The 19,624-nt window shown below is 42.2% G+C and carries 10 protein-coding genes and 2 riboswitches; all 10 genes read left to right on the top strand.

Annotation, left to right across the window (positions count from 1 at the left end; all coding sequences use genetic code 11):
- Nucleotides 1-6: 6 nt before the first annotated feature.
- The 10 genes from essC (at nt 7) to ptsG (ending at nt 19,307) form a co-directional block, all read left to right on the top strand.
- Nucleotides 7-4,488, top strand: coding sequence for a type VII secretion protein EssC (gene essC / locus CU635_RS09120; protein ID WP_101577059.1), 4,482 nt, complete (start codon nt 7-9; stop codon nt 4,486-4,488).
- Nucleotides 4,485-7,115: a type VII secretion protein EsaA gene (esaA, locus tag CU635_RS09115; protein WP_101577058.1), complete on the top strand. Its 2,631-nt coding sequence runs from the start codon at nt 4,485-4,487 to the stop codon at nt 7,113-7,115. Before essC ends, esaA begins: the two co-directional genes overlap by 4 nt.
- The gene (essA, locus tag CU635_RS09110) at nt 7,105-7,590 is read left to right on the top strand and encodes a type VII secretion protein EssA (protein ID WP_101577057.1); all 486 of its coding nucleotides are present in this window, start codon (nt 7,105-7,107) and stop codon (nt 7,588-7,590) included. The genes esaA and essA overlap by 11 nt, the downstream gene beginning before the upstream one ends.
- Nucleotides 7,591-8,067: 477 nt before the next feature.
- Nucleotides 8,068-9,024 carry an AAA family ATPase gene (locus tag CU635_RS09105; protein WP_101577056.1) on the top strand — a complete coding sequence of 319 codons (957 nt, stop codon included), beginning with the start codon at nt 8,068-8,070 and terminating at the stop codon, nt 9,022-9,024.
- 2 nt (nt 9,025-9,026) lie between these two features.
- Nucleotides 9,027-10,241, top strand: coding sequence for a DUF58 domain-containing protein (locus CU635_RS09100; protein ID WP_101577055.1), 1,215 nt, complete (start codon nt 9,027-9,029; stop codon nt 10,239-10,241).
- Nucleotides 10,238-12,448, top strand: a complete 2,211-nt coding sequence (locus CU635_RS09095) for a DUF4129 domain-containing transglutaminase family protein (protein ID WP_308303522.1) — start codon at nt 10,238-10,240, stop codon at nt 12,446-12,448. The genes CU635_RS09100 and CU635_RS09095 overlap by 4 nt, the downstream gene beginning before the upstream one ends.
- Nucleotides 12,449-12,482: 34 nt before the next feature.
- A riboswitch (purine riboswitch) is annotated at nt 12,483-12,584 on the top strand.
- A gap of 179 nt (nt 12,585-12,763) precedes the next feature.
- Nucleotides 12,764-14,284: a glutamine-hydrolyzing GMP synthase gene (gene guaA / locus CU635_RS09090; protein ID WP_180956561.1), complete on the top strand. Its 1,521-nt coding sequence runs from the start codon at nt 12,764-12,766 to the stop codon at nt 14,282-14,284.
- A 188-nt stretch (nt 14,285-14,472) separates the two neighbouring features.
- Nucleotides 14,473-14,574: riboswitch (purine riboswitch) on the top strand.
- A gap of 184 nt (nt 14,575-14,758) precedes the next feature.
- Nucleotides 14,759-16,093 (top strand): NCS2 family permease, encoded by a 1,335-nt coding sequence (locus CU635_RS09080; RefSeq protein WP_101577052.1) that lies wholly within the window; start codon nt 14,759-14,761, stop codon nt 16,091-16,093.
- A gap of 114 nt (nt 16,094-16,207) precedes the next feature.
- Complete coding sequence (gene glcT / locus CU635_RS09075; RefSeq protein WP_101577051.1) at nt 16,208-17,050, top strand: glucose PTS transporter transcription antiterminator GlcT; 843 nt, start codon at nt 16,208-16,210, stop codon at nt 17,048-17,050.
- A gap of 196 nt (nt 17,051-17,246) precedes the next feature.
- Nucleotides 17,247-19,307, top strand: a complete 2,061-nt coding sequence (ptsG, locus tag CU635_RS09070) for a glucose-specific PTS transporter subunit IIBC (protein ID WP_101577050.1) — start codon at nt 17,247-17,249, stop codon at nt 19,305-19,307.
- Nucleotides 19,308-19,624 lie beyond the last annotated feature (317 nt).

The following is a 19,624-nucleotide window of genomic DNA, read 5'->3' as shown; positions in this document are numbered from 1 at the left end:
GATAGCTTGAGCAACATTTGGTTGTTTTATAATCAATATTACCAGCGGGTCCCGGTAAAAAAAGGCGAGAACCATTCATTCACCGTTGGTCGCGATGTGCAACAAACGGTAACCTTAAGGGAATTCCCGTTTCAAGATGGTCCGCTTGAAATCAAGACCGATGGATTTACTGCTTTAACAGTTAAGCAAAATGGAAAGTCGATTGGAAAGGCAACAATCGAGGAACCGTTCCAACTGAAACAGCAGACTGAATCACTATCGATTTTCCTGACGGGAGAAGATAAGAAAACAGAAACCTATTTTATAGGGAGTCATCAAGAATTGACTTTTTCTCCGCTTAAGAAGAGTTCAGTCGTTTTCAAAACGCAGACGTCCATTATTGGTAAAGCTGAAGATGATTCTTTTCAGCTTGTTAAAATGAGGACGGGGTGGATGGTTGAGCATGGAAACAGTATTCTCTACTTAAATGGACAAAGAATTTCAAATAATACAAAGGTGGAAACAGGCGACTTTTTATTTCTTCCATTTATGACGATCCGCCTGCTCGAAGACGACTTGTTGGAAATCAAAAGTTTGGAAGATTACGAGACGAGTCTTTCTTTAGCTCGTCGCCCCCAATCGGAAATGAGCAAAAAGTATCCGATTTACAGAAGGACCCCGAGGATGATTTATGAGCTTCCAAACGAAAAAGTGACTTTGTCTTTCCCAGCGCAAGAGTCGGACGACACAAACAGAGGCTTATGGCTCATCATCATGCCTCCTCTAATCATGCTGATTGTAATGGGCGTTGTCGCACTGATTCAGCCAAGAGGAATATTTATTATTATTTCAATGGTTATGTTCATGACAACGATGGTCACGTCGAGTGTTCAGTACTTTAAGGATAAAAGTACCCAGAAAAAGCGCAAAGAGAGGAGATACAGGGTGTATACCCAGTATCTTGAAAACAAGCGCAGTGAACTGCAGGAGTTAGCTGAAAAACAGAAGCAGGTGCTGAAATTTCATTTTCCATCATTCGAAAGAATGAAGTACTTGACTGGACAAATTTCCGACCGACTTTGGGAACGTTCGCTTGAAAGCCATGACTTTCTTCAGTTCCGGCTTGGTACCGGTACAATACCACCCAGCTACCAGGTGAACGTGAGCGCCGGGGATCTGGCAAACCGGGAAATTGACGATTTACTTGAACAATCGCAGCTGATGGAAAAAGTATACCGCGAAATTAAAAATGTTCCAGTTGTCGCCGATTTATCACAGGGAGCGATCGGGCTGGTCGGCAAAGAGGCTGTAGTGATGAATGAAATTCACCAGATCATCGGCCAGCTTTCCTTTTTCCACAGCTATCACGATTTAAGATTTGTGTTTATTTTTAATGAAAAAGAATATAGCGAATGGGAATGGGTTAAGTGGCTGCCGCATTTCCAGCTACCCCATGCCCATGCAAAAGGATTAATTTACAATGAGCAAACCCGCGACCAGTTACTTTCGCCAATTTATGAAATTCTTCGGGACAGGGATATGGATGAAGACAAGGAGAAGACAAGATTTTCTCCGCACATCGTCTTTATTATCACCAATCAGCAGTTAATTGCGGAACACGTCATTCTTGAATATTTGGAAGGAAAGCATGCACATCTGGGAATTTCGGTTATTTTTGCGGCCGATTCGAAAGAGAGCTTGACCGAGCATATCCAAACTCTTGTCAGATATATCAATGACAAGGAGGGGGATATTTTAATCCAGCACAAGAAAGCAGTCTCGATTCCGTTCAGGCTCGATGTCCACCTACGCAAAGGAAATGAAGCTTTTGCACGGATGCTGAGAACGCTGGACCATCAAGTTGGGATGACAAATTCGATTCCGGCTAGTGTTTCGTTCTTGGAAATGCTGAACATAAAGGAAGTCGAACAGCTGCCGATCAAACAAAATTGGTTAACAATGGAATCAGCTAAATCATTGGCAGTCCCAATTGGGTTAAAAGGGAAAGAAGACCTCGTTGAACTAAATCTTCATGAAAAAGCCCATGGCCCGCATGGACTTCTCGCCGGGACAACCGGATCGGGGAAAAGTGAATTTTTGCAAACATACATACTGTCACTGGCGGTTCACTTTCATCCGCATGAAGTCGCATTTCTGTTGATTGATTATAAAGGGGGAGGCATGGCACAGCCTTTTAAAAACATGCCTCATCTGCTTGGGACGATTACCAATATTGAAGGCAGTAAAAACTTCAGCGCAAGAGCGCTCGCCTCGATTAAAAGCGAGTTAAGAAGGCGCCAGCGCTTATTTGATAGATACCAGGTCAATCACATTAATGACTATACAGATTTATATAAACAAAACCTTACTGAGGAACCACTTCCGCACCTATTCTTGATTTCGGATGAATTTGCCGAATTAAAAAGTGAGGAGCCAGAATTCATCAGGGAGCTGGTCAGTGCCGCACGTATCGGCCGAAGCCTCGGAGTACATTTGATTTTGGCCACACAGAAACCGGGCGGTGTCATTGATGAGCAGATTTGGAGCAATGCCCGCTTTCGAGTCGCATTGAAGGTTCAGAATGTCGAGGACAGCCGGGAAATACTTAAGAACGGCGATGCGGCTGCGATTACTATGACCGGCCGGGGATATCTCCAAGTTGGAAACAACGAAATTTATGAGCTTTTCCAGTCGGCATGGAGCGGTGCCAAGTATCTTGAAGACACTTCCGAGACAGAAGACGAGGTTGCGATCGTGACCGATCTTGGCTTGATTCCGCTCTCGGACGTGTCCACACATGAGAGAAAGAAAAAAGAAGGTCAGACGGAGATAGAAGCCATTGTAGATCAAATCGAAGCATTGCAACAGGAAATGGGCATTAAAAAGCTGAGAAGCCCTTGGCTGCCGCCGCTCGCGAATCGCTTGTCCCGGAGACTGTATACTTCTAACAACGAGCGCGAGATTTATTTTGCCTTAATCGACGAGCCGGAGAAACAAAGCCAGACACCTTATGGATATGACATCATGAACGATGGAAACATTGGGATTTTTGGTTCTTCCGGCTACGGGAAATCGCATACAGCCATAACCCTTCTTCTCAGTATCGCTGAGCGCTACAGTCCCGAAGATGTTCATTACTATATATTCGATTTTGGAAATGGAGCACTCTTGCCTTTAAAGCAGCTGCCACATACGGCAGACTTTTTCTTAATTGACGATGAACGAAAAATAGAGAAGTTCATGAGGATCTTAAGAGAGGAAATAGCGCGCAGAAAACAGTTGTTTCAGCAGCAGGAAGTCAGCAGCATTAAAATGTATAACTCAATCAGCAACGATACGCTTCCGCTCCTGTTTATTACGATTGATAATTTTGATCTCATCAAAGAAGAGATGCAGGACCTCGAAACGCAAATCAATCAATTTGCGAGAGATGGGCAGTCGCTGGGAGTTTATATGGTTTTTACTGCGACAAGGATTAACTCAATTCGTCAGTCGTTGATGAACAATTTAAAAACAAAAATCGTTCATTACTTAATGGACAATACCGAAGCCTACACGATCTTGGGAAGAGTGCCGTTTGCACCAGAACCGATACCGGGAAGAGCCATTATCAAACAAGAAGAAACTTTCTTTTCACAGGTATTCTTGCCGGCGGATGGAGCGGATGACTATCAATTATTGGACACAATTAAAGACGATATTCAGTTAATAAAAGTTAAATACGACGGGTCTAAGGTTCCTGAAGCGGTTCCGATGCTTCCATCTGAATTGACGATGATTAACTTCGCCCAATATACAGATGGCATGAAACAAGCGGGAATGATTCCGATTGGCCTCGATGAAGAGTTGGTTAAGCCTGTTTACATGAACTTTGTAAAAAACAAGCATGGGCTGATTGTCGGTCAGGCACAAAAAGGAAAAACAAACGTCCTGAAGGTGATTTTGAATACAGCGTTGCTTCAGGGAACTGAAACGATTGGGATTTTTGATTCATTTGATCGGGGGTTATCCATGTATATGGATGAGGACAACGTCGATTATATGGAATCGAAGGAGCATATCGCAGAGTGGCTGGGCAGCGTTGAGCAGATTTTATCACAAAGGGAAAGAGAGTATGTTAAAAGCATCCAACATGGAAATGTGGCTGTGGGCTTTACACCAGTTTTACTCGTGATCGATGGTTATGCACGATTCTCACAAACATTGGACAGCCAATTACAGGATAAAATCGCCAACCTCATGAAAAATTTCAGCCATCTAGGGTTTAATATTTTGGTGGCCGGAAGCAATAATGACCTGTCTAAAGGCTATGATTCTTTAACATCAGAAATTAAGCAGATTCGCCAGGCCGTTATTTTGATGAAGAAATCAGAACAAACTCTTTTCACGCTTCCTTATGAGCGTAAAGAAGAAGAAATTCACCCGGGCTATGGATATTACGTAGTCAATGGGAAGGAAATCAAAATCCAAATTCCGCTATGTGCCACTGAAAGGAAGGTCTATACATGACGTGGAAAACGAAATACATTGTGAAAATGATATTTATTGTCTTTCTCATTTTTTCCACACCGGCCGTTTTCTTTGGTTCTGTTGGTGACAACGAATTGCAGGAAAGGGCCAATGCAACTAGGACAATCGCAGTTGTAAACGAAGATACCGGTGCAGATAAAGAGGACAGATCATTGGAATTCGGCAAAGAAATTTCCAATATTCTCGCAGAAGATTCGGATTTCGACTGGACAGTCCTTAGCCGAAGTGCTGCTGTCAATGGACTGGAAAATACAAAGTACGATGCAGTCGTTTTTATTCCATCAGATTTTTCAAGGAATATTATGTCGTATGAAGAGCAACAGCCTGTTAAAGCGAAGTTCGAATATACGGTCCAGGATCAACTGAATGTGTTCAATCGTGAAAAAGTCCTTCGTGAAATTGAGCAGGCAACAAGCCGTGTAAACGGGAAAGTTTCTACTTTATACTGGTCTTATATTTCTCAAGACCTGGAAAATGTCCGAAGTAAATTTGATGAAATCCTCCAAAAAGAAATCGACTTCCAGAATGCAATGCTCGCTTTTTATAAACCAAGCTCACAGAATTTAGCAGGTGAAATCGAGCAGCAGCGTAACATGCTTGAAGCCATTCAGTCGACGATGAGATCCACAGTAGATTCGTCGCCGCAGCGGGAGAATAACGTAAAACAATTCGAACAAAATCTTGCCGCTTTTGTGAAGTATGTGGAGGATTATCAGGAGTACCAGGATTTGCAGCAGCAGACTTTGCAGAAGGCGCAGGATCAGAATATAACTAGTATTCAGAATGCTAGTACCGCTCAAAGTGATTCGAGTGGAAGGTCAAAACAGCTGTTTGAGCAGAATACCCAACAACTCTCTGTCAATATGGGAGAGATTAATGAAGATATTAAAGAGAACAATGAGATGATAAAAAATCTGTCTTTATCTCGTTCTGAACAGGTCAAAGAACAACCTAATCACTTAGTAGCCTATATTAATTCACAAGATTCAATAAAACTAAAGCAACTTGAAGATGAACTTTTGCAAATAAAAAGTGAACTGAATACTGGCTCTGGATATGGTAATTCTTCGTCAATCTTAGATTTACAGGCTGAAATAGATGAACTTACAAAAATTCATGATGAAGTGATTGCTTTAAAAACATCCCTTGAACAAGAGCCTGAACCAGAAAACCAGATTATAGAGGATTTAGGCGATTGGGCTTCTCGAATAAATATACTAAAGACTAATTTAGAAACTAAGAATACAGGAGATAATAATCCTCTAAAACCAATTGTGCAGAATAAGGAGCAACTCATTTTTGGGTTAGAAAATTTACCTGCGAATAATAAATTATCAAATATATTTGGGATTACTATTAATAGTAATGATCTGGTAAAAAATCTAAAATATTATTCACTTCTGGAACAGTATGAATCTACCTTAAAAGGCATGCTTTATGATGATAGCGAAAATAAATTACAATTCTTAAATGACATTAATGAAATAGTTGCAATGAATCCTGATGAGCAAAAGGCATGGGAAACTCTAAACACCGAACTGCCTTCCACAGAAGCCGGAATGACTGCTTTAGAAGGTACGTTACAAGCGTTCATGACAGAATACGGTGCAAACCTAGATAAAGAACAAAAAATAGTCCAAGATGACCTAAAATCAATCGAAGAAACTGCCAGCTCAGTCCTAAAGCAAATTCAAAACCCTACTCATCTGTTAACTCGAAACGTACCAAGACCTGACCAAGGTGCTGATGGTACGGTGGTAGTTTCAAGCCAGAAAAGTATCAGCCAGGAAATGCTGAGCATTAACGAGTTAATGACATCACTCGGTGAGAGCCAGGGGAGTATTGTCACTTATACGGACGAACTGCAGTCCCAGGTCCAAAATGTCCAGGCGGATGCAGATAAGCTGAATGAAAAATGGGGCACAAATGTCGCTACTACTCAGTTGTTCCGCGATGATATCTTTGGTGTTCTCGGCAACGCGTATGTAGACGGACAGCAAAATGGTCCGGTGTATGAATATTTATCTCAACCGCTGCAAATCAGTGGGGATGGATCTTCTAAAGAGGAAGAAGAAAAGAAAGTTCCTCCAGTTGTCATTTTGGCGATTGTATTGTTGAGCAGCCTGTTAATCGGTTATTTCAGCCACTACTTCAAAGGTGCTTCAATACTGGTGCAAGGTTCGATGTTTGTGTTACTAAATTTAATCGTCGGTTTGATTATTAGTTTATTCGGGTTAAATATCTATCCACTAGGTGAAACTCGCGCGATTGAATGGTCGATATTTACGATTCTTCTTTTGGCCACTGCTTCGACGCTCGTGCTGGTCAGCTTTAAAATAGGCAATTTAATTGGTTGGGTTGCAAGTGTGGCACTTGTTGCGTTTTTCATCACACCGCTGCTTGCTCTTGCTGCACCAAACTTTCAATATGAAGACCAAATGTCAAAGGTTTATATGTCGATTCAGTATGGTTCAAGTGCACTGTTCATACCTGCTATTATCGTGTTAGCAGGGACCATTCTTTTCCTTTCCATCATACCGTTCGCGTTCAATGCACTGAAGAATGCACGCGCTCATAAGGCAGGGGAAGAGGCACATGAAGCTTAAAGGCTTTATTATCGCTTATATGTTCCCCGCCGCAATTTTCTTAAACGGAATTTCAGTGGGAGCAAGTCCCAATATTGATGATTTAATGCCCAATACTTATGAAAAAAAAGAATTTAACGAAAACACTAATTTCTTGCATGAAGATTCTCTTTATGACAATAAAAAAGCAATTCCAGAGGAACAAAAGGGTTTAACCTTTGAAGGGCAGAAATCGAATCCACTCGAAGGTGTAAAAGATCAGCTTTTTAGCGGAGATGCCAAAGCCAATAATACAATAACAGCAAAAGCAGAACGGTTAAAACTTTTTTCGGATGTGGAGAATAAAAACAAATTTGATGTTTCTGAAGATACAGAAAGCATCACAAACGATAATCCCAAGCTTATTATTCTATACATCTGCTTGCTTGCGGTAGGAGTTATTGTCATGCTGGGCTTGCTTATTCCGAAAATGGCACAAAGCAAAAATGGTTTTTAATAGACTGAATTTCATAAAGCAATTCTTTAAGTGAAAAACGAACAGTTAATTTAAGTTAAGCATATTATTCGTTTCCTACGGCATACTCCTTTAATATGTAGACAAATTCATTCGTTTTTCGGTTTAGCTTATTACATTGTGAAATTGACTCAATAACGTAACTATTTACCCAAAAATGAAAAATGCCTACCTGCTAGTATCAGGTGGGCATTTTGGTTGTTCCAATTTCTGATTTTCATTGAGCGTAATGGAAGAATTTTAAAATGAATTGTTCGAAACTTTCTTCCTACGATGAACGTCTATATAATCATGGGGTTTTTTGTCTAATCAACGGAAATTTTCCCGATTTCTATTTTTTTGTTACAGGAATTTTACAGAATTTAGAGAATATAAAAATAAACAGTTTTTTTTGAGCAGCGACCTTCCTTTTTCGTATGAGGGGGAGATAATTTTATATAGAGATTCAGGAGGGAAACAATGGCGAGAGATGAAATGAACCCGACGATTGAAAGGATTATCGGCAATATTGAAAGAGTCATGACCGGCAAGCGGAATGTCGCCGAATTAAGTTTAGTCGCATTATTGGCTGGGGGCCATGTGCTTCTTGAAGATGTTCCCGGAGTGGGAAAAACGATGATGGTCAGAGCGATCGCAAAATCGGTAAGTGCCAGCTTTAAACGGATCCAATTTACCCCTGATTTATTACCTTCCGATGTGACGGGAGTTTCTATCTATAATCCGAAGGAGCTTGAATTCCAGTTCAGGCCTGGACCGATAATGGGAAATATTATTCTGGCCGATGAAATCAATCGTACTTCTCCGAAAACCCAATCTGCTTTGCTCGAGGGGATGGAGGAGGGCAGTGTCACCATTGATGGAGTGACCCATAAGCTTGACCGGCCGTTTTTTGTTATGGCAACGCAAAACCCGATAGAGTATGAGGGGACATATCCGCTTCCTGAGGCGCAACTCGACCGGTTCCTGTTAAAAATGAAGATGGGATATCCGGACATCGACGAGGAAGTGGAAGTGCTTAATCGGGCGCAAAAGGTTCCGCCGATTGAAGAATTGGAACCGGTTGTCGATCTTGAAGAACTCAGGTATTTACAGCAGCAAATCAAAGAGGTTTTTGTAGATGATACGATTAAAAGATATATTGTCGATATCGCGAACCGGACTAGAAATCATGGAAGTGTTTATCTTGGTGCAAGTCCGCGTGGTTCGATTGCCTTAATGAAAGCAGCACAGGCTTTTGCTTTTATGTATGGCAGGGATTATGTTATTCCCGATGATATTCAATACCTGGCTCCGAACGTATTTGCGCACCGGCTTATTTTAAAATCGGAAGCAAAGTTTGAAGGGATATCGCCTGAAGAAATCATTATCCGGGTGCTGGCGAGGGTGCCTGTTCCTGTACAAAGGCTTGTGAAATAACAATGAAAAATCATTGGACTCACCTGCAAGGCATTTGGAAGCTGATTGTTCTATTGTTTTTAGTCATCGTCACTTTTTCTTACGCAATGTTTCAAGGTGGATTTGTCAGCTGGTTTCTGTTTTATAGTTTTCTTCCCTTTGCTTTTTATGGCCTTGCCCTGGCTTTCTACTCACTTACTGATATCGAAGTAGAACGGGTGCTTGTAAAGAAAGAATTTAATGCTGGTGAAACATTGAAAGCGGAAGTGCGCCTGTCGAGACGAATTGCCTTCCCTTTGTTTTATATCGTCATCGAGGATTGTCTTGGGGAGTCGCTGGCTTTTTCCCGCCAGCAGAAGCAGGCGAAGACTTTTTTAACACCGGGCTTCCGAAGAGAATTATCGTTTCAGTATACGATTGATGAGATGCCAAGAGGTGAACATGCATTAAAAGCAATTCGGGTCAAAACGGGTGATCCGCTTGGTTTGATTGAAAAAGAGCAGCGAATTGCTGCTGATGATAAAGTAATTGTTTACCCGGCCTTTGAAGAGCTGATATACCGGCCTTTGGAAAATCATTATGACCAGGGAATGACGGCATCCAAGGAAAGGGTGCAGCGGGACACGTCGATGGCAATCGGCATTCGCGAATACCAGCCAGGTGATCGCTTTTCGTGGATTAATTGGAAAGCAACGGCAAAGCGGAATGATATTATGACCAAGCAATTTGAGCAGCGCCAGTCGCATGATGTTTTTATTATGATGGATTGCGCACCGGAAGGCAGATTTGAAATCATTGTCTCTTTTACGGCGTCGATTATTCGGGCGATTCTTCGGAAAGGTGCTCAGGTAGGCCTGATATCTTCCAGTGATGAACGGGCAGCTTTTCCGATTCGTGGCGGTGAGGTCCAGCAACAGCAGCTTTTCTATCATCTTGCTAAGGTAAGGGATGCAAGTCCGGTCATGCTGGACCGCATCTTGGAAACGGAGACCTTTTTGACACAGCAAAATGTCACCATCATGCTTGTGACTGCCCAGCTGACAAAGCAGCTGATTGAAAGAGCCGGCTATTTTGCTCAGCGGAAGAGCTCTGTCGTTTTATTTTTAATAAAGAATGAAAAAGAATCCCCTTCCCAGAATGAACTCACCTTAAAAGCAGCTGCAACGGCAAGGGGAATCCGTGTAGTGATGATTCATAATGGCTTGTTTAAAGAGGCATTTTCGGAGGTGAACCGATGATGACCTCCAGCACATCCGGCAAAGGTTTTCCAAATCTTTTGCTCTATATTTTCGGGTTTTTGCTTTTATGGGAATGGCTTCAGCCGCTTGAACAACTGACTGCAACTGGTAATATCCATATATTCTTGATTTTCCTAATCCTTGCTTTCGGACTATCCATTCTAGGGTATCGCAAAGTTTTTGGGGCAGCTGTAAAAGTTGTTTATATTGTTTATGCTTTAAACTATTTTCATCTGGAAGGTTCTTTCTTCAGTTTGCAGTGGATCCCGTCATTCATCACAGATATTCAAAGTAATGCAGTGTTCATCCTGGCTGCAGAATGGCAGCAACTGACGGATATGTTCCGGAGCCTGTTATTCTTTGTGCTTTTATGGCTAATGGCCTACCTGATCCAATATTGGCTGATAAGCCGCCGGAAAATATTTGTTTTCTTCTTTATGACGTTAATTTATATTACTGTCCTAGATACGTTCACGCCTTATCAAGCTGATGGAGCCATCGTCCGCACAGTTATTGGCGGATTTACGTTGATGGGACTGCTCACTTTTTTCCGTTTGGTGGAGAAGGAATCGATTAATAAAGGATCGGTTTTTTCGAAAAGATGGATTATACCGCTGGCCGGGATGGTCGCGGTCAGTGCAATCTTCGGTTACGTTGCACCTAAGGCAGAACCGATTTGGCCAGATCCTGTCCCTTTTATCACATCCTATAATCAGGAAAGTGGCAGCGGAGAAGGGGGAGGCATACGAAGAGTTGGTTATGGAACAGATGATTCGCAGCTTGGCGGACCATTCATCGGCAGTAATCAAGTCGTGTTCAGAGCGGAAGTTGAGTCACGCCATTACTGGAAGGTGGAGACAAAGGATGTCTATACGGGGAAAGGCTGGGTCACTTCCGGGGAAAATCAGCCATTGGTTCCATTCGCCGAAAATGAACCCGTTCCAATTTCTGCTACACCGGAGGGGATAAAAACGTCTGAGCGGGAAGGGTCGCTGTTTTTCACTCAGAATTACTCACATATCACATATCCGGTTGGACTCAAGGAAATTTCCGGGGATGTCGGCTATACGTTTGAGGCAAATCCGATAACGGAAAAAATTAATACGCTGCGGTCAGGCGAGTTGGCCCCGATTAACCAGTACACAGTAAACTATGAAATGCCTGAATACAGCGTGACTGCGTTGCGCGAAACGGTCGATGCAAATCGTGTTGGGCTGGAAAGTGCATTCATTGAACAGTATACGCAGGTTCCTGAGCAGCTTCCCGCGAGAGTCAGGGAATTGGCTGAGGAGATTACAGCAGGAGAGACATCATGGTTTAATAAAGCGAGGAAGATCGAACAGTATTTTGGTAGAAGCGGCTTTACTTATGACCAGACTGATGTCGCGGTTCCGGGACCAACCGATGATTATGTCGATCAATTTTTGTTTGAGACCCAGAAGGGCTATTGCGATAATTATTCGTCTTCAATGGCCATTATGCTGCGGACACTCGGTATTCCGACCCGCTGGGTAAAAGGGTATACGGAAGGGGAATTTATCGAGATGATCGGCCCAAACAAACGGATCTTCGAGATAACCAACAATAATGCCCATTCCTGGGTAGAAGTATTTTTCCCGAACGCTGGCTGGGTTCAGTTTGAACCGACGCAAGGCTTTTCAAATAGTACCCGCTTTAATTACGACTCTGTTACAGCGCAGCAGCCGAATGCACAGACAGCCACTCCTGCACAAAGACCACACATACCTGAGCAGGACAAATCCAAAGAAACAAACGGTGACAGTAATTCAACGTTTTCCTTCAAGCATGCATGGGAAGCCATAAAAGACTTCTTTGCTGCGCATTGGGACCGTATCTTTTTGGCGGTTGGCGGAGCAGCTATCATTGCGGTTATTTTGTATAAAACAAGGACAAAGTGGCTGCCATATTACTTTATTTGGCGATTCAGGCACAAAAACAACAATGAAGATTTTGCACAGGCTTATTTAGTTTTGTTAAAGCAATTTCACCGCTTTGGGTTAATACGAAAAGACGACCAGACGTTAAGAGAGTATGCCAATTATATTGATTCTTTCTTTTCTTCGCAAGAAATGTCCAGCTTAACTGATAAATATGAACACTTCTTGTACAGGGGAACTCTTCAGGAAGGCAGCTGGGCTGAAATGAAGGAATTGTGGGAAAATTTAATTAAAAAAACGAGTGCTTGACCGAAAAAATGATCACCTGATACAATGTTTTGGAACTATATATTGTACTTACCTTCATATATCCTCGAAAATAGGGTTCGAAAGTTTCTACCAAATCACCGTAAATGATTTGACTATGAAGGCAGATCATTCTTTTATCAGCACGCATAAAAGCCGGAATTCTGCCTTTAGTTTTTTTCAGGGAGAATTCTGGTTTTATTTGTTTATTGAAGATTTTTGACCCAACAGTAAATAATAGAATTAAACTGACAGCTTTCAACAAATTTGAACGAGGTGACCATTTTGCCAGGGAAAACAGAATTGCAACACCAGGAAATGATCGTGGTGCTCGATTTCGGCAGCCAATACAATCAATTGATTACCAGAAGAATTCGTGAATTTGGGGTTTACAGTGAGTTGCATCCCCATACCATTACGGCAGAAGAGATCAAAAAAATGAATCCGAAAGGAATTATATTCTCCGGCGGGCCAAATAGCGTTTACGGAGAAAACTCTTTCCGCTGTGATGAGGAAATTTTTGAATTGGGCCTGCCTATTTTGGGGATTTGCTATGGAATGCAATTAATGACGATGCATTTTGGCGGAAAAGTAGAACGCGCCAAAAACCGCGAATATGGAAAAGCAGTCATGAAGGTGCAGCAGTCAAATCGAATGCTTGCCGGGCTGCCCGATGAACAGGTCGTATGGATGAGTCACGGCGATCTTGTCGTTGAAGCGCCTGAAGGTTTTACAGTAGATGGCACCAATCCGTCATGCCCGATTGCTGCAATCAGCAATGAAGAGCGCCGCTTATATGGTGTCCAATTTCACCCTGAGGTAAGGCATTCTGTATATGGAAACGATATGATCAGAAATTTTGTATTCAATGCCTGCGAGTGCACGGGCGACTGGTCCATGGAAAACTTTATTGAAATCGAGATGGAAAAAATCCGTCATTCTGTTGGTGATAAAAAAGTTCTTTGTGCGTTGAGTGGCGGCGTCGATTCATCGGTGGTAGCTGTGCTGATTCATAAAGCGATCGGCGACCAATTGACATGTATTTTTGTCGATCACGGCCTTCTTCGCAAAAATGAAGCCGACAGTGTTATGAAAACATTTGCCGATGGATTTAATATGAACGTGATTAAAGTCGATGCGAAGGACCGTTTCTTAACTAAATTAAACGGTATTTCCGATCCTGAGCAAAAACGTAAAATTATTGGAAACGAATTTATTTATGTGTTTGACGATGAGGCAACAAAACTTGAGGGCATCGAATTTTTAGCACAAGGAACCCTTTATACAGATATTATTGAGAGCGGCACGGCGACAGCGCAGACGATAAAATCGCACCACAATGTTGGCGGATTGCCGGAAGACATGCAATTCAAGCTGATCGAGCCTCTTAATACGCTGTTTAAAGATGAAGTTCGGGCTCTTGGCACCGAGCTTGGTATTCCCGATGAGATTGTCTGGCGCCAGCCGTTCCCGGGACCAGGCTTGGGAATTCGCGTCCTTGGTGAGATTTCCGAGGAAAAACTTGAAATTGTCCGCGAATCGGATGCCATTTTACGCGAAGAAATTAAGAAGGCGGGTCTGGATCGTGATATTTGGCAATACTTTACGGTCCTTCCTGATATCCGCAGCGTCGGAGTAATGGGTGATGCCCGCACTTATGATTACACAATTGGCATTCGTGCTGTTACCTCAATTGACGGAATGACATCAGACTGGGCACGAATCCCCTGGGATGTACTTGAAATCATTTCAACGCGGATCGTTAATGAAGTGGATCATATTAACAGGGTTGTCTACGATATCACAAGCAAGCCGCCAGCAACAATTGAGTGGGAATAAGAGCGGATTCAGAAGCGAGCAATGATAAGGAAAGTACCTCGGACCGGATCCCGGTCCTTTCCTTTTCAGTCAAACATTTTCATGGCTTTGAAGTGATAGAATACACGAACGAAAATTCAAAAAACAGGAATAATGTTCGTTTATTTGTTGACGGGACATACGCCCCTTGATAAAATGTATAAAGCAAAAAGAATATTGTCATAATACGTCGTATAATGTTGGGAATATGGCCCAGAAGTTTCTACCAAGCTGCCGTAAATAGCTTGACTACGAGGTATGTGTTTTTATTAGGGGAATGCCTTTTGTTTTTAAGGATTTTTTTTATCTCCCTTTATGATGCACAGGCCTTTCGTCAAGCGCTCCGGTAGAACTGAACCGGTGCGTTTTTTTTTTATTTTTCGGGTATATGTCGAAATGATGAATTCATTTTTGTGTTATAAATCGGCCTACACAATATTCTAGGGGGAAAAGGGAATGAAAAAGTATTTTCAGTTTGAAGAACTGGGAACAAATTATCGCCGTGAGTTTCTTGGCGGTTTAACAACTTTCTTATCAATGGCCTATATTCTTATTGTTAATCCAATCACATTGTCATTGCAGACCGTGCCTGATTTGCCGGATTCGATGAGAATGGATTACGGTTCTGTATTCGTCGCAACTGCGCTTGCAGCTGCTTTAGGGTCTCTGGTCATGGGACTGGTCGCAAGGTACCCGATTGCTCTTGCTCCAGGGATGGGTTTGAATGCATTTTTTGCTTATACGGTCGTACTTACAATGGGGATACCATGGCAAACGGCTCTCTCCGGTGTGCTTATTTCAGGTCTGGTTATGATGTTGCTAACACTATCGGGATTGCGTGAAAAAATTATTAATGCAATTCCGGCAGAGTTAAAATATGCCGTAGCGGCCGGGATCGGTTTGTTTATTACCTTTATCGGGTTTCAAAACGCCGGCATTATAACAAATGATGATGCGGTATTGGTCGGGCTTGGTGATTTAACGAATGGAAATACACTGCTGGCGGTATTCGGGATTTTCATCACCGTTATTTTAATGACAAGAGGGATTAAAGGCGGAATCTTTATCGGAATGGTGATCACCACCATCGCCGGGATGATTTTTAACCTGATTAAAAGTCCTTCAGCAGTAGTCGGCGCTGTGCCTAGTATTGAACCTACCTTTGGGGCGGCCTTCCAGGCGTTTACCGGCGACAGCCAGCTGTTTACTGTACAAATGTTAGTCGTCATCTTGACGCTCTTGTTTGTAGATTTCTTTGACACAGCAGGAACTTTAGTTGCTGTGGCAAACCAGGCGGGATTAATCAAAGATAATAAGCTGCCGCGCGCGGGAAAAGCACTATTTGCCGATTCTTGCGGAACAGTGATCGGAGCCGTGTTAGGAACATCAACAACGACTTCGTATATCGAATCATCAGCGGGTGTCGCTGCGGGTGCAAGAACAGGCTTCGCTTCCATTGTAACAGCGGGATTTTTTCTACTTGCTTTATTCTTCTCGCCGTTGCTTGAAGTAATTACGGCACCGGTAACGGCGCCTGCATTGATCATAGTTGGCGTGTTAATGGTCGCATCTTTAGGGCAAATAGATTGGACACGATTTGAAATTGCTGTTCCATCGTTTTTGACGATCATCGCGATGCCGTTGACTTATAGTATCGCAACCGGAATTGCAATCGGATTTATTTTTTATCCGATTACGATGATCACGAAAGGCCGCGGCCGCGAGATACATCCAATCATGTATGCTTTGGCTATGATTTTTATACTGTATTTCATCTTTGTTCTTAGATAGAACATTATGGAGAATCGTACACTGTGCGGTTCTCTTTCTTTATGCGTTGACTTAGTTTATGCTCTCCGCTACCATGTAGATGGATAGAAAAGCTTGGTAAGGCGGAGGAATCAAATGGCGAATTTATCGGTGAGTAAGGCTTTAAACAATAATGTTATAATCGCTGTCCATCCCGAATACGGCGAAGTAGTCTTAATCGGTAAAGGGATCGGCTTTAATCGGAAAAAGGATGATCAAATTGAGGAAAATACAGCTGAAAAGCTGTTTGTTCTTAAAAATGAGAAAGAACAGGAAAATTACTTAAAGCTCTTGCCTTTACTGGAGGACCATTTACTTGAGGCTATTATTACAGCGACACTCCATATAAAGGAAAACACATCGGAACCGTTAAATGAACATATTCATGTTGCCCTTACTGACCACCTCCTTTTTGCGGTAAGCCGGCTTTCAAAGGGAATGGAGATTAACAACCCGTTTTTAATTGAAACAAAAGCGCTTTACCCTTTTGAATATAAACTGGCTAAAGAAGTGGTCACACTAATCGGCAAAAAGACAGGAATTCATTTGCCGGAAGGGGAAGTCGGCTTCATTGCTCTGCATATCCACAGTGCTTTAACCAATAAAAATTTATCAGACGTGAATCAGCATTCACAGCTCGTAACAAAGCTGCTTGATATGATTGAGGAACAGCTTGATATTAAAATTGATAAAGAATCAGTCGATTATATGAGGCTTGTCCGTCATTTGCGGTTTGCGATTGAGCGCGTCATGACAGGAGAAAAAGTGGATGAGCCTGAAAAAATATCTTCACTATTGAAGGAAGAATATCCTTTATGCTATAATCTAGCCTGGAAGCTCATTAAAGTCATGCAGCAAGTAATGAAGAAGCAAGTTTATGACGCTGAAGCAGTCTATTTGACAATGCATTTGCAGAGGCTTCAGAAGAAAAATAAATAGGTATTATCTTAACGTGTTACTGATACGATCAGGCATGAGTAAAGAAGATAATTGGAATGGAGTATTCAGGGTATTCTACCCTTAAGTGCAACTCCTATTCAATCGTACTCTTTTCTCATGCCTTTTTTATTTGCTTTTGATGCGCGATGATGAAAACGCTTTATGAGCTGAAAGAATTTAACGGGAGGTTTTTATTATGTTTAAAAAGGCTTTTGGAGTGTTGCAAAAAGTCGGTAAAGCGCTTATGCTTCCGGTTGCCCTTTTACCAGCCGCCGGTTTATTGCTTGCCTTTGGTAATGCATTGCAAAATCCGGTTTTACTTGAACTTGCTCCTTTTCTTGAAAATGGGGCGGTCGAAATGGTTGCATCGGTTATGGAAGCAGCAGGAAATATTGTTTTCGCCAATCTTCCATTACTCTTTGCTGTTGGGGTTGCGATTGGCCTGGCTGGCGGTGAAGGTGTTGCCGGACTGGCAGCGATCATCGGTTATTTAATAATGAATGTAACGATGGGTACGGTGCTCGGGATTGAAGCCGCCGACTTGGAAGGCAGCCTTGAATACGCAGCAGTGCTTGGGATTCCTACCTTGCAATCGGGGGTGTTCGGAGGTATTATCGTCGGGATTCTCGCTGCTTATATGTATAACAGGTTTTATGAAATTGAACTGCCGTCTTATCTTGGCTTCTTTGCCGGTAAACGCTTTGTTCCAATTGTGACTGCAGCAAGCGCAGTTTTATTGGGATTATTGATGATGCTAATTTGGCCTCCAATTCAGAATGGCCTTAATACGTTTTCGCAAAACATGGTACACGCATATTTACCTTTATCAGCTTTTGTTTTTGGTGTGATTGAACGGGCGTTAATTCCGTTCGGACTGCATCATATATTCTATTCGCCTTTCTGGTATGAGTTTGGCCAATATACGAATGCTGCTGGCGAAATCGTTCGCGGTGACCAGCGGATTTTCATGGAGCAGATCCAGGATAGAGTACAAGATCTTACTGCTGGTACATTTATGACAGGTAAATACCCGTTCATGATGTTTGGATTACCTGCTGCAGCATTAGCGATCTACAAGGAAGCACGACCTGAAAGAAAAACGGTAGTTGGCGGATTAATGGCTTCTGCCGCGTTAACAGCTTTCTTAACGGGTATTACCGAGCCGATTGAATTCTCATTCCTTTTTGTTGCGCCGTTATTATTTGCAATTCATACGATTTTTGCAGGTCTGTCATTTATGACGATGCATTTATTAGATGTGAAAATCGGAATGACATTCTCCGGCGGATTGATTGACTATATCCTCTTCGGCCTAATCAACCCGCAAACGAACGCGTGGCTTGTCATTCCTGTCGGACTTGTGTTTTCAGTTATTTACTATTTCGGATTCCGCTTTGCAATTCGCAAATTTAATTTAATGACACCTGGCCGCGAAGAGGTTGAGGAAGAAGAAATGACAACTGCCCATGCGGGAGATTTGGCCTCTAACATTCTGGACGCAATGGGTGGTAAAGAAAACATTGCCCACCTTGATGCATGTATTACGCGTCTGCGCGTTTCTGTCAAGGACATTAAGAATGTTGATAAAGATCGCCTGAAAAAGCTGGGTGCTGCTGGAGTTCTTGAAGTTGGCGATAACATACAAGCAATCTTTGGACCTCGTTCTGAAACGATTAAAGGACAAATGAAAGATATTATGAACGGTAAAAAGCCGCGGGTTATCGAAAAAGCTCCTGAAAAAGGTATTGAGCAACAAATCGAAGAAGTAAATCCAGAAGCGCTCCAAACTGAAAAGGGTGGAGAAGATGTATTTGTCTCTCCGCTTAAAGGGGAAATCAAGCCTATTACCGAAGTTCCGGATGCTGTCTTTTCCGGAAAAATGATGGGCGATGGTTTCGCGATCATTCCCGCAGACGGAACGATTGTTTCACCTGTAGATGGGAAGATCGTAAACTTATTCCCGACGAAACATGCAATTGGAATCCTTTCCGATGCTGGCAGAGAGATATTAATTCATGTCGGAATTGATACGGTTAATTTGAAAGGCCAAGGCTTTGAAGCACTGGTTGCTGAGAATGACCGTGTTAAGATCGGGCAACCACTCTTGAAGGTAGATCTCGACTATATTAAAAACAATGCTACTGCGACGATAACACCGATTGTCTTTACTAACCTTTCTGCTGGTGAATCAATTGCCATCAACAAATCAGGAAGTGTAAATATAAAGGAAGAAAACATTATTTCCATCCGGAAATAGACTAGTTTCTACTTATTATATATAAGCAATTAGCGCCTGACTGTTTTTATGAAACGGTCAGGCGCTATTATGTTTAAATGCTATTTATTTGGGTTTAAATACCATCTGTAAAATCACCTGAATTGTGTTGACGCGCTGGAACGAGGGTGATATTATATATGAACAGTGTCGCAAACAAAACATGTTAAACAATCACATTTAGAAAATACTTTTTAAAAGGTTGTTGACATAATATCGACACCGTGATATATTAGTAAAGTCGCTTCTCGGCGGCAAACGAATTTATTGCTCTTTGAAAACTGAACAAGCAAGCAAAA

This window comes from Bacillus canaveralius (genome assembly GCF_002860125.1).
Taxonomy (GTDB): Bacteria; Bacillota; Bacilli; order Bacillales; family Cytobacillaceae; genus Bacillus_BJ; species Bacillus_BJ canaveralius.
The sequence above is the reverse complement of the archived record's forward strand: the minus strand, read 5'-3'. Positions and strand labels throughout refer to the sequence as shown.